Genomic DNA, 12268 nt, shown 5'->3' with positions numbered 1-12268 from the left:
ATACAAATTTTATGGCATTTTTTCGAAAAGATTTAATTGTGGGTCGCTTACATTAAAAGTTTTACGGTGGTAAGGCGATAAACCGATTTCGATAACCGCCATTCTATGCGCAACCGTTGGGTATCCCTTGTTCTTTAGCCAATGATATTGCGGATAATCTTCTGCCAAGGCACACATATAAGCATCGCGATGCGTTTTGGCCAAAATAGAGGCTGCAGCAATGTTTAAATATTTTCCATCGCCCTTAACAATGCAAGTATGCTCAATTTGCCTGTAGGCTTTAAACCTGTTGCCATCTATAACCAAATGTTCTGGTTGAGTGCTCAATTTCTCTATCGCCCTATGCATGGCTAAAAAAGAGGCATTTAGAATATTTATCTCGTCTATCTCTTGGTGATCGCAAGATGCAACTGCCCACGCAAGGGCTTCCTTTTCTATAATAGGCCTGAGTTTTTCTCTTTGCGCATGGCTTAACTGCTTAGAATCGTTCAATCCCTCTAATTGGAAATCTTTAGGTAAAATTACGGCCGCAGCAAATACAGGACCGGCCAAGCAACCTCGCCCTGCTTCATCACAACCGGCTTCTATAAATTCTTCTTGATAACAATTTAGCAACATTAATACAAATTTATAAATTACTTAGGCTTATTTTCCTATAAGAAGAGAAAGTAATGTATAATGATAATTCTAAATACTGATGAACAATTTAAAAAACTGTCGATAGCCAATAAACGTAAATCAATTAAAAACCAACGCCATGTTCCGCCTAATTATCATCATTTTCCTATTCCTTCTTTCGCTTGTTAACTTCATTCCTGCCCAATCAAAAGAACTTTGGTATGTAAGTATCCTTATTCCAGAGTTTCCCTATTTCTTTTTCCTGGCGATGATTCCTCTTTTATTTTGGAGCTACAAGAAGGAAAAGTATCGCGCAGCGTGTTTAACTTTTGGCGTAGCTGCATTCTTAATCTTCTGTTCGCCGGTGGTTAGAGCGTATAATGTGGGCAAAAACCTAAATTCCGAATTGGTAAACGCTTGTGGAGAAAAAGTAAACAATCTTAATGGTTTTAGAGAACATCAGCCTTTTAGCTTTTGGCAGATGTTTTTTGGTAATGGAGCAAAGGAAATTCCTTTTAAAACCTACCAATATGCAGTAAATGGTGGCGAAAAACTCAGCTTAAATTTTACACCATCTGCCATGCCGGGCGTTAGGCCATGCTTGTTTGTGGTGCACGGTGGCTCCTGGAAACGCGGCGACAACAGCGAAATTGCCGCCATGAATAATTATTTTGCAAATGCTGGCTATCAGGTTTCTACCATGAATTACCGCCTTGCGCCAAAATTTCATAGTCCTGCTACGCAAGATGATGTTAAATCTGCCTTTAAGTGGCTAAAAGCGCATGCTGTTGAACTGAAAATAGATACCAATAACTTTGTAATGCTGGGGCGTTCTGCCGGTGGACAAATTGTGGCAACTTCTGCCTACGTAAATACCGAGCCGGGTGTAAAGGGTGTAATGATTTTTTATGGGCCAAATGATATGTTTTGGTCGTACAAACACCCAGACAATCCATTAATTATGGACTCTAAAATGGTGCAACGAGATTTTTTGGGTGGCAGTCCAACTCATGTTCCCGACAGATACAAAGCTGAGTCGGCTTATCTATTTATAAATCGCAAAACACTGCCGACTTTGCAGGTACACGGCATGATTGATGCACATGTGCATTACGAACAATCGCTTAGAATGGCAAAAAAGTTAGATCAATTTGGTGTAAAAAACTTTCTGCTAAGCTTACCTTGGGCAACGCATGGTTGCGAATATAATTTAAACGGCCCATCTGGACAGCTTTCTGTGTATAGCATGGAGCGTTTTGCGTACGCTGTAACCCATTAATTTAAACCGTAACGTTTTGTGTTTTCACATCAAAGGCATCGCGTAAGCCGATGTCCACCACATTAAAAGCATAAACGGTAAGCATAATGGCAATTCCCGGAAAAAACGCCAAATAGACGGCATCCATAATAATGTAGCCATAATATTCTTTAATCATGCTGCCCCAACTGGGCTTTGGCGGTTGCGCGCCGAAACCCAAAAAAATAAGTCCGGTTTCCAGCAAAATGGCCGGGGCAAAATTTGCTGAAGTTACCACTAAAATTAGTCCTGCAATGTTTGGTAAGATGTGTTTAATGATAATTCTGGCATCGCCGAAACCCAAAGCTTTTGCTGCCTCTACAAACTCAATATTTTTTAAGGCCATCCACTTGTCCGCGGCCTAATCTTGCAACATCTACCCAAGTAGACAAGCCAATAGCAATAAAAATCTGCCAAAACCCCTTACCAAGCGCAAAAGAAATTGCTATAACAAGCAACAAAGAAGGCAAAGACCAAAGCACAATCATATACCAAGAAATAGCTGTATCTATTTTGCCGCCGTAATAACCCGAAATAGCGCCGAGCGAAATACCTATGGAAGGCGAAACAAGTACTGCAATTAATCCAACAGAGAGCGAAATACGAATGCCCAAAATCATCCTGCTTAACAGATTGCGCCCGTAAATATCTGTTTCAAACCAAAAAGTTTTTTGATAGATGTTCTGTCTTTTAAACTCATTAGCTTTCGCTTGCTCTCCAGAAATGGCCACACATTCGTTGCAGAGCTTTGCAAGGTTAAATTTATTTTCTTCGGCTACTTCTTCATGCCAAGATACTCCCTAACAAAAACAATGCTGTTTGCAAACCTGTAAGAAGAAATGGGAATGCACTTAAAACTGGGCTCTTGGCCATATAGCATTTTGTGGAATATGTCTCGTTTTTTGACCAAAGCATTTCTGCTGGTGATCACAAAACTAAAGCTACTACCGGGCTTTTTATTGGTAATTTGCAGATGCATATTGTTGGCAAACGGAGAATCATCTGGCATAATCAAATATCCCAAAACGCTTGTTAACATTAGCAACACAATAAAAATCAAGCCGCCAAAGGCCAACTTATTTTTCTTTAACCTATGCCAAACTTGCTATGATGGGGTTTTATCCATTATTTAACCATCCTATCTTTCCAATTATATTTTCCGCTGTTTCCGGCAATGCCGATGTAAACCATGTAAAATATATGCAAGATAGTTAAAATCGGACTCAACAAAAGCAATTTTCTTCGCTTAGCAAAAGAGGTAACTGGCACTAAAAAACACAGTTCTAAGGCGAATTTGGCTAAAAGTTGATAGCCCGCAATTAGAAAAAATTGAGAGAAAAACAAACCTAACACCACATTTGCTAAAATACTAAGATTGAACGTCCAAATTAAAATGCCAAGCAAAATAATGGCCTTATTCTTATACTTGGTGCTTTTAGACGCCCAACGTTTTCGCTGTTGAATAAACTGGCCCAGATTGTCTTTTGCGTCTGTGTACACCATTGCATCGGTATTTTTTAAAAAGCCAATGCCGTTAGGATATTTGGCTGCTATTTTATGCAGCAACAACTCATCATCGCCAGAGGCAAGATCGTCTATTCCTTTAAAACCACCTACTTCTAAAAATACCTTTTTTTGATAGGCAAGGTTTGCGCCATTGCACGTAGAAGGCATTTTGTTTCCAATGGTCGATGCGCCCATTCCAATTAAATACAAAAACTCTAGTGTTTGCATGCGCTCAAACAAGTTCCTCTCTTCAAAAAACATCACTGGCGAAGAAATCATTTTGAAACCTTTTTCTTCGTAAAGCCCCACGATGGTAGACAGCCACCTAGAACCCATGCTGCAATCGGCATCGGTGGTTACAATTAAATCTCCACAACTTAAACCAATTGCTGTTTCAATCGCCTTTTTTTTATAGCTATTTAATCGCTTTCCTGGATTTAGCTTCAATAATTTAATTCCTTTCGAGGCATAGCCTTCGACGATTTCTGCCGTGCGGTCCGTAGATTGATCATCTACAATAATCACCTCTATCAACGCTTTAGGATAATTCTGCGTGAGTAGCGCTTTTATGGTTCTCTCGATGTTTATTTCTTCGTTTCTGGCAGCGATGATTATAGAAACTTTTGTTTTCGGACTGTGGCTTCTCAACTGAAACACGGGCAACTTTACCCAGCCGATAATAAAGCTAAGCACAAGTATTACATAAATGAAGGTTAGACCGTTCGATAAAAATTTAAGTAGGTTTAGTATTTCCAAAGAAGTTAAGTTTGAATACGAAATAAGTTCCCAGTATTGCGGGGATTATAATATTTATCAACCAAATGCTAGCTGTGCAGGCAATAACTGCTACATGTGCATCAGTTATGTGTTTAAATAATTCTACAGCAGTAACGCTTCTTACGCCAACATCAAAAAGATCCAACGAAGGCAACGCCGATTGAATAAAAAACAAAATGCAGATCATCATCAGTACGTCCAGGTAATGTAATCCTGGGATCAACCACATAAAAAGGATGAAATATTGGGAAGTAAAAACTAAATAACGCGCCAAGCAATAAAGTAGAATTTTCAACAGTTCTAGCTTTCGATACCGCGCTAGCACGCTGTAGAACTTGCTGTATTTCCTCGTAAATTTAATAGATAATAAAATTCTGTTTAGCCATTTTATGTTAAAATAGAAGACAAGGAAGAACATGCAGAATATCGCAACTATACTTACCAAGGCAAAAAACATCAGGCTGTTTGTGGGATAAAATCGGTAAACAAAAAAGCATCCGGCAATAGCCCCAAAAACATTTGTTAACACCATTTGGCCAATATTCCCCACCGCCATGGCTACTACACCAACAATTCGCCGTTTAGGCGATAAGAAAAAAACTCTGCCACCATATTCTCCCAAGCGATTTGGGGTAAAGATGGCCAAAGTCAATCCACAAAAAACAGATTCGATAGACTGCCAAAAACTTAAACGCTCTATGTGCCTTATTAATCTCTTCCATTTCGCCGCCTCCAGCAACCAATTTACGAACATTAAAAAAAACACCAGACCAATAAAAAACGCAATTTCTTTGGGCGAAATATTGTTGAGCAAGCTCCAAAAATCGCTTAAATTTCTATTTGCAACAAGTTTTTGGTAAATAAACCAAAAGGCAAAAAGTACAATGGCCGACTTAAGAATTAAGGAAAGGATTTTTTTGTTCTTTACAAGCAAAATGGTCGTTCTTTTTGCAAATATGCTTAATATTGCGTTAATGTTGGGCGAAAAAAAGGAAAGGATTATTTTAGGTATCGATCCGGGTACTGCGGTAATGGGTTACGGAGTTATTGTAGAAAAAGGAAATAAAGCAGAGCTTGTTAGCCTGGGCGCTGTTAAGATGACTCATCTCGATGATCCATTTTTAAAACTTCAACGCATTTTCGAAAAAACTTTGGTGCTGATCGACCAATATCATCCAGATGTTTTGGCTATTGAGGCGCCCTTTTATGGTAAAAACATTCAGGTGCTGCTAAAACTTGGCCGAGCACAAGGAACAGCAATTGCGGCAGCGCTCTCTAGAAACATATCGGTAACAGAATATGCACCTAGAAAAATAAAACAATCCATCACCGGGAACGGAAACGCAAGCAAAGAACAAGTGGCAGCCATGCTACAACGCTTACTAAATTTTAAGGAAACGCCAGAGTTTTTAGATGCAACCGATGGACTGGCCGTGGCGCTCTGCCATTCTTACCAAAAAGTTGGTTCTGGAAGCAGCGGGAAATCTTACTCTGGTTGGGAGGCTTTTGCAAGCGACAATAAATCCAAAATAAAAGGCTTAGCGCCAAAATTGAAGAAATAAATTTTTGTTTTTACAAAAAGCTAAATGAGCTCAATCATTCTCGAAAAAACAATTGAGCCCGTTCAATCAGGCAATTTTACTTAGCCGCCTCCTCGCATTGTAATATTTAATTCCAAACATAAGCCCAAGAGCCATTAATATAAATACCCAAATATTGGCCAAAACAAGAATAATCTCTTTAAAAATACCCCAACCATCTACCACATTCAACCAAAGCCTATTAAAGAACGACGGCCGATAATCGGCTAAATTATCGTTTGCAACCATCATTGTTTGGATGGTGTTGTCTTGATAGAAGGCCAATGTAATGGTACTAAACTTTACGAGTTGATTTATTTGCATGTTTTCTATTTTCCGATCTACAGAATTATCGTTTAACACCAAAGCAGATTGTACGTCTACTCTTTTCTTTTTGGTTAACGCATCTATTTTTGTGGTTGCGTTAGCGTTATTCTGTGCCTTAAGTTTATTGGCCAAATAATTTAAACTTTGGTCATCCATTTTTAGAGATTGGCTATTGATAAAAACCGCCAATTTCGCTACAGAGTTTGTAAACTCATCTAATTGATCGGCCGGAATTTTGGCCGTTAAACTTCCTTCTGTTCTGTAAGCGGTAATTTCTTTCAAAGAATCTAGAGACTGCCGCACTTTTTCGGTTTTTCTAATGCTACTTTGTATTTCAAACCCTACCAGCTGGCCTCCCGCAGCTCTAATATCTTTTGAAAGCGCAATTTTAGTGGCTTGCACATCTTTTACTCTAAAGTTCATGTCTGCCGTTTTAATAATTTTTGCGACAGCTGTGGTATCGTCAAGCGCAAGATTCGCACTTTCCAAAGATTGATCTTGAGATTGACTTCCTCTTTTAGCGTTTTGGCAGCCAAGAACAGTCAATAGCATAGCCAAAGCAATTAAATTCCTTTTCATAATTTTTGATTAGAAGATTAAAATTTTAAAGAATTTCCTTCAAATGGCCATTAGAAGATAAGCCGTTTTAAACAATTGGCTTTTTATGGTTTAATACCCGTTTTCGGGATTGGTAACCCAAAAGAAATTTAACGTGAAACCGTTATGTAAAATAAGACGAACATAAACCTGTGATTAAGAGCATCTTTCTAAAAAAAATCCACAAATAAAGCCGAGCAAGTATTAACAAGCTCGGCTGTATTTTTATGTTTAACGCTAGAAACTACTCCGCGTTCAAAATCTTAAATACACTACGTATGGCAATAGCTGCACCGATAAAAAGAAAAATCCAAGAAATAAGTGAGAAGGTAAAGCTATCATGCACAAACCTAAAAAATGCACCAAATAAGCCAACAATTGTACCTACGATCAACCAAACGTAAATGTTCGGATTGTTCGCTGTTTTCATACTTTCTTTTTCGTACTTTGTTTCTTCTCTCATTACTTAATAATTTTACTGCGGTAAAAGTAACACTTATTGCCGATATTTTATAAAAAGCTAATAAGTTTTTAAGTGCTCTTCGCGTTGTTTCGCCTTATCGGCATCTGTTAGTTTTTTACCCAGATACAATGCCGATTCCCAATCGCCGTACATTGGGTTGGGTAGCAAAATAAATTTGTTTCCAAATAACGCTTGGTTTTGATCTACCTGCTCTTTGGTGTCCTTTCCCTCTCGATAAAATATATTGCTAAAATCGCTTAAATTATCACCACACAAAAGCAAAATGTTATAGTTTTTAGCAATGGTTTGCCTACGCAATTCTTTGTTTGACGACCCGGTAGATACCATCAAGTGCGCATCATCTGCAAATGGAAAACCAAATTCTTGCAGATTTTTTAAAGTTGCGGCATAATCCTTTTGGTTGCGGTTGCTCACGTAAAAAGTTTCGATGTTTTTCGAAGCAGCAAATTTTATAAAAGCCAAGGCTCCCGCAACCGTATCTGCCTGAGCCAAGCTTGTCCATTCCGCCCAATCTGCCGAGGTATAACTCAAACCCTTTTTAATTTCATGCCCCTGAAAAGCCGAATTATCCAACACCGTTTCATCTATATCTACCACCACACAATTGGGCAACTTACTCGTATCTGCCCATAAAGCCTCTTTTAAAGAAAGTTTTGCAAAATTAAATGCTTGGAAACACAGCGCCCGGTATTCGCCAGAAGTCTGTTGCCAAAGCACCGCATTCGTAAAATCTCTGGCTGGACTTTGTGCAAATGCAAAGCATGGCAGTAGCCCAATCAAAACTAAAAATGAATATTTTTTCATCATAAAAAACTGTCGCGACAAAGATAGCTGAAAGCTAAAAAATTCTAGTAAATAACTTCTTGTAATCTTAAATTTGGTTTCGAAAAATATTTTTTTTTAAACAGTTTTTGGGCGTTTTTACACGCTATCCACTAAATCTTTTATCCTACTAAAAAAGTAGGATAAAAGTATATCGCTCCTATCGTTAACGCACCGCATCTACCAAAAAAACATCGAACAAAATTATAAACCCTTAAATTTACTCGTTAATTTTAAACCGTTAAAGGTATTTTACACATTATTTAAAAAGAAACGTAATGACAAAAATAGACCCAATTATTGCAGTTAAAAATGTGCAAGAAAGCGCTCTTTGGTACTGCCACCTATTTGACTGGATAAATGCGCATGGGGGCAATAATTTTGCTGTTTTGGTTGATAAAAGCAAAAACGTGATGTTATGTCTGCACGAATGGGGAACACACGAACACCCAACCATGGAGGACCAAACCATACAAGCTGGAAACGGCCTCATTTTGTATTTCAGAACAGATGATATGGGCCAGTTTATGGCAAACATAAAAAAGATAAACTATCTCGTTGAGCAAGAAATCCATCAAAACCCAAACTCTACCAAGAAAGAATTTTCATTGAGAGATTTAGATGGGTATTATTTGATTGTTAGTGAAATGCATGATTATAAGGGATAAATTTGAATTATTATCGCCTTATTTTACACCATCTGGCTACAATTTAAAAAGCCTTTAAAGGACAAAGCTATTCTGATTCGGTGCTCATTTTGGAAAGACTATTTAAAGCTGCAGCGTCTTTTTTTCTTAAGAAATCAGCATACCAGTTCCCAGAAGATTTTACAGTTCTTTTTTGCGTCTGAAAATCTACATGCACCAACCCAAAACGGGGGCGATAGCCTTCAGCCCACTCAAAGTTGTCGAGGAATGTCCAAATAAAGTAACCAGCAACATTTACGCCCTCTTGCTTTGCACGTAACAATTGAGAAATATTATCTTTAAGGTATTGGGTACGTTTTATGTCGTGTATTTGCCCATTTTGTATCGTATCAGTAAAAGCTGCCCCATTTTCAGTTACCATTAAAGGAGGCATATTTTTATAACTACTAAATTTTTTTAAGACGTGATAAATAGACTCAGGATATACTTCCCAATTCATCAACGTAGTTTCTACATTTCTTTTATTAGCCTTAATTAATTTTGCTTTTAAATAAGGGTTAAAAGAGCTATGCCTTACAACCTCTCTTGTATAATTTTGCACGCCGATAAAATCCATATTAAAGACAAGATTTTTTTCATCCTCTGGTTTGATGAATCTTTCGATACGCCGCAATAATCTTAACTCGTTGGTAGGATAGCCCAAACCCAACAGTGGTTCTATAAAAAAACGATTTAATAAGGCATCTACCTTTTTTGCTGCTAAAATATCCCGCGTTGTGTTTCTATGCGGCTCTATGTGCGAACACGAAAAAGTAGTGCCGACATTACTTTGCGGTTGGAGCGATTTTATCAGTGCAGCAGCCATAGACTGGCATAACGCGGCGTGATGTGCAGCCGCTAAAAAATTACTAAGCCCTTTCTTTCCGGGCGCATGCACACCCAAAAAATATCCGGCCCCGGTAAAAACCATTGGTTCGTTTAAAACCATCCAGTTTTTTACCCGGTCTCCAAAATATTCGACACAACATGCCGTAAATTCAGAAAACCAATTGATAATATCTCTGTTAACCCATCCTCCTTTTCTTTGCAGTTCTTGAGGTAAATCCCAATGATATAAAGTAATCCACGGGGTGATGTTAAGCGCCAAACAAAGATCAATTATGCGGTTATAAAACGTTATGCCATCTTGGCTTACGGAGCCGATGCCGAGCGGAAAAATGCGGCTCCACGAAATAGAAAAACGATAGTTAGAGATGTTGAGTTCAGCCATCAGACCAATATCTTCTGCATAACGGTTGTAAAAATCACAGGCAACATCTCCTGTATGATTTTTAAAGATTTTTCCCCGTTTTTTTACAAATACATCCCATATAGATTCCCCTGTAAAACTAGAATTGCCCTTACCTTCAATTTGGTAAGCGGCGGTAGAAACGCCCCAGGTAAAATCATTTCCGAAGGCTTCGTTTGAAAGCAACATGCTAGCTTATTATTTGATGCAAAAATTGCCAAGGTGTATTTTAGCAACCTTCGTTTCGTTATGCAAATTATGCTCGGGAACTAAAGGCTGAGCAATTTTATTGAAATGAGTGTCAAAAATAGAATCAATTATGCTATGCGTAATATTTGGATAATCAACCTGAATAACACAGGCTTCTTGCACCCAGGCCAATATATCCCCGAGCCTCTCTATTTTTAATTTTTTTAAAACCGGTACTCCCATCTTTTTTAAAGCCGCTGCATTACACTGCTGCTCATATTGTCCTTTCATTGGTATAACCATTAACTTCTTTTTTAAAAACAGTGCTTCGGCAGGAGTTTCAAAACCGGCGCCACAAAGTACTCCAGTACAGGTAAGCATACTTTTTATAAAAGCTTCGTTATTTATCGGGCTTATTTTAATATTTTCTTCGTTGTATGGCTTTTTGGTATGCTTCGAGAAAACCTCCCATTCAATTTCTTTTACTTCCTTCAGAACTTTAATAATCCTTTTATCATTATAAGCGGGTAGATAGACTGTATAATGAGGAAGTTGAATATTATCGGCATTTCTTATTTCTTCTCGGATAACTGGCGTAAAGATGTTTTCAGCATAAGCTTTAAAGTGAAATCCATACGCGTCTGTAACTGGTGCATACTTTTTTAAAATTGCCTTTCCAACCCTATCTTTTTTATCTGGCTGAGGTGCTTTTATATTTAACGCGGCAGCTTGGTGGCTAAGGCTTATGCATTGTTTACGGTTAAAAAAGCAAGCCCAAGCACTTACTGGCTCAAAATCGTTTATAACTAGGTCATAATTTCTAACAGGAAGGTTTTTAACTTCTTTGAAAAACCTTTTAAGTCTTGCTTTTTTATAAGTCGATACCAAATCAATACCACCTTTTTTACCAAAAACAAAGCTCAATCCCTTCAGTTTGTATTTTATTGGAAATCCAAGGAAAACATCTGCTTCCGTGCCACTTACCAAAATATCCACCTCACCTTTTTTTCGAAGCTCGGGAATGATGTCTCTTGCCCTGCTTATATGGCCATTGCCTGTGCCCTGTATTGCATATAAAATTTTCATGGCTGGCTCATCAAATTAAATTCATTAAGCATGGTGTTAAAAAGTTCCTTATCTCCGGGCTCATCCTCCTCTTCTTCTATGTCTTCGGGCAAATCTGCTTCGTTGTATTTATAAAGTGTCCATTTGCCTTCATTATACTCTAGTGCGGTAAGATTTTCTACCCAATCGCCAGAATTTAAATAAAGAATGGATCCATGTTCATTTTTAATCTCCCGCATTTCTGGATGATGAATATGGCCGCATACCACGTAATCGTAATTATTGGAGATGCCAATATTAGCCGCAGTGGTTTCAAAGTTGTTGATGAATTTAACAGCGCTTTTTACACTATTCTTAATTTTTTTAGAAAGAGATAACTTTCCCCTCTTAAATATCTTTTCTGAAATGAAATTTGCAAACGTATTAATAACTATCAACGTATCATAGCCAATAGCACCAAGTTTTGCCAACCATTTAGAATGCTGCATGGTTACGTCAAAAACATCGCCATGAAAAAACCATGCAATTTTATCGCCCGAGAGCGGCAGCACTACTTTGTTTACAATGCGAAACGACCCCATTTTAAACCCTGCGAATTTCCTAAGCATCTCATCGTGGTTGCCCGTTACATAATAAATCTTAACGCCTCTACCCATCCAAGCCATAATGTATTTCACAATCTTCATGTGGCTTTTGGGCCAATAGCGTTTACTAAATTGCCATATATCAATAATGTCTCCGTTAAGGATTACGGTTTTTGGCTTGATGGAACTGAGGTAAGAAAAAAGTTGCTTTGCCTGACAACCATAAGTGCCCAAATGCACATCACTAATTACTAGCAATTCGATTTTGCGTTTTCCTTTCTTTTGCATTAGAGGTGCAGGTTGAAAACTTTAACAGGAAAACAAAAAACCGATAATCGCGGGAGAAAGATTCGAACAATAATTCTCTGAGAGTAATAAGAAACTGTTTTCATAACATGGAGTTTATGGGTAAACAAAATATGCGTAACAGTATTTTTATGTAAAGTAAGGTTTTGTATATGATGAAAACGTTACCTCATTATTAAGC

Annotated in this window: 14 protein-coding genes and 1 pseudogene; 3 read left to right on the top strand and 12 right to left on the bottom strand. The window is 37.9% G+C overall.

Annotation, left to right across the window (positions count from 1 at the left end; genetic code table 11):
* Positions 1-9: 9 nt before the first annotated feature.
* Positions 10-618, bottom strand: coding sequence for a ribonuclease HII (gene rnhB, locus ABIB40_RS07020; RefSeq protein ID WP_354357397.1), 609 nt, complete (start codon positions 616-618; stop codon positions 10-12).
* Positions 619-757: 139 nt separating this feature from the next.
* On the opposite strand from rnhB, the gene ABIB40_RS07015 reads away from it, so the two are divergent.
* Complete coding sequence (locus ABIB40_RS07015) at positions 758-1897, top strand: alpha/beta hydrolase (protein ID WP_354357395.1); 1140 nt, start codon at positions 758-760, stop codon at positions 1895-1897.
* A gap of 1 nt (position 1898) precedes the next feature.
* Here ABIB40_RS07015 and ABIB40_RS07010 read toward each other — a convergent pair whose 3' ends face one another.
* The 5 genes and pseudogenes from ABIB40_RS07010 to ABIB40_RS06990 form a co-directional block, all read right to left on the bottom strand.
* Complete coding sequence (locus ABIB40_RS07010) at positions 1899-2261, bottom strand: ABC transporter permease (protein ID WP_354357393.1); 363 nt, start codon at positions 2259-2261, stop codon at positions 1899-1901.
* Positions 2242-2646 (bottom strand): ABC transporter permease, encoded by a 405-nt coding sequence (locus ABIB40_RS07005; protein ID WP_354357391.1) that lies wholly within the window; start codon positions 2644-2646, stop codon positions 2242-2244. The genes ABIB40_RS07010 and ABIB40_RS07005 overlap by 20 nt, the downstream gene beginning before the upstream one ends.
* A gap of 44 nt (positions 2647-2690) precedes the next feature.
* Positions 2691-3008, bottom strand: a pseudogene (locus tag ABIB40_RS07000) (ABC transporter permease); the annotation flags it as partial.
* A 32-nt stretch (positions 3009-3040) separates the two neighbouring features.
* On the bottom strand, positions 3041-4177 hold the full coding sequence (locus tag ABIB40_RS06995) for a glycosyltransferase family 2 protein (protein ID WP_354357389.1): 1137 nt from the start codon (positions 4175-4177) through the stop codon (positions 3041-3043).
* Complete coding sequence (locus ABIB40_RS06990) at positions 4155-5132, bottom strand: hypothetical protein (RefSeq protein ID WP_354357387.1); 978 nt, start codon at positions 5130-5132, stop codon at positions 4155-4157. The genes ABIB40_RS06995 and ABIB40_RS06990 overlap by 23 nt, the downstream gene beginning before the upstream one ends.
* A 40-nt stretch (positions 5133-5172) precedes the next feature.
* On the opposite strand from ABIB40_RS06990, the gene ruvC reads away from it, so the two are divergent.
* The gene (gene ruvC, locus ABIB40_RS06985) at positions 5173-5760 is read left to right on the top strand and encodes a crossover junction endodeoxyribonuclease RuvC (protein WP_354357496.1); all 588 of its coding nucleotides are present in this window, start codon (positions 5173-5175) and stop codon (positions 5758-5760) included.
* A gap of 66 nt (positions 5761-5826) precedes the next feature.
* On the opposite strand, the gene ABIB40_RS06980 is transcribed toward ruvC, so the two are convergent.
* The 3 genes from ABIB40_RS06980 to ABIB40_RS06970 all read right to left on the bottom strand — a co-directional run bounded on the left by ABIB40_RS06980 (position 5827) and on the right by ABIB40_RS06970 (position 7993).
* Complete coding sequence (locus ABIB40_RS06980; protein ID WP_354357385.1) at positions 5827-6684, bottom strand: DUF4349 domain-containing protein; 858 nt, start codon at positions 6682-6684, stop codon at positions 5827-5829.
* A 262-nt stretch (positions 6685-6946) separates the two neighbouring features.
* On the bottom strand, positions 6947-7165 hold the full coding sequence (locus ABIB40_RS06975; protein ID WP_354357383.1) for a hypothetical protein: 219 nt from the start codon (positions 7163-7165) through the stop codon (positions 6947-6949).
* 57 nt (positions 7166-7222) lie between these two features.
* A complete protein-coding gene (locus ABIB40_RS06970; RefSeq protein ID WP_354357381.1) occupies positions 7223-7993 on the bottom strand; it encodes a 5'-nucleotidase, lipoprotein e(P4) family in 771 nt (256 codons plus the stop codon).
* A gap of 293 nt (positions 7994-8286) precedes the next feature.
* Between ABIB40_RS06970 and ABIB40_RS06965 the strand changes: the two genes are divergently transcribed.
* Complete coding sequence (locus ABIB40_RS06965) at positions 8287-8676, top strand: VOC family protein (protein ID WP_354357379.1); 390 nt, start codon at positions 8287-8289, stop codon at positions 8674-8676.
* 67 nt (positions 8677-8743) lie between these two features.
* Here ABIB40_RS06965 and ABIB40_RS06960 read toward each other — a convergent pair whose 3' ends face one another.
* Genes ABIB40_RS06960 through ABIB40_RS06950 form a run of 3 tightly spaced genes read right to left on the bottom strand, consistent with a single transcriptional unit; the run spans position 8744 to position 12069 of the window.
* The gene (locus ABIB40_RS06960) at positions 8744-10132 is read right to left on the bottom strand and encodes a GH1 family beta-glucosidase (protein WP_354357377.1); all 1389 of its coding nucleotides are present in this window, start codon (positions 10130-10132) and stop codon (positions 8744-8746) included.
* A 9-nt stretch (positions 10133-10141) separates the two neighbouring features.
* Entirely contained in the window at positions 10142-11218 is a 1077-nt protein-coding gene (locus ABIB40_RS06955) for a glycosyltransferase family protein (RefSeq protein ID WP_354357375.1), read from the bottom strand.
* Positions 11215-12069 carry a UDP-2,3-diacylglucosamine diphosphatase gene (locus ABIB40_RS06950; RefSeq protein WP_354357373.1) on the bottom strand — a complete coding sequence of 285 codons (855 nt, stop codon included), beginning with the start codon at positions 12067-12069 and terminating at the stop codon, positions 11215-11217. Before ABIB40_RS06950 ends, ABIB40_RS06955 begins: the two co-directional genes overlap by 4 nt.
* Positions 12070-12268 lie beyond the last annotated feature (199 nt).

The sequence above is a fragment of the Pedobacter sp. UYP30 genome, from assembly GCF_040547165.1.
Classification (GTDB): domain Bacteria; phylum Bacteroidota; class Bacteroidia; order Sphingobacteriales; family Sphingobacteriaceae; genus Pedobacter.
The sequence above is the reverse complement of the archived record's forward strand: the minus strand, read 5'-3'. Positions and strand labels throughout refer to the sequence as shown.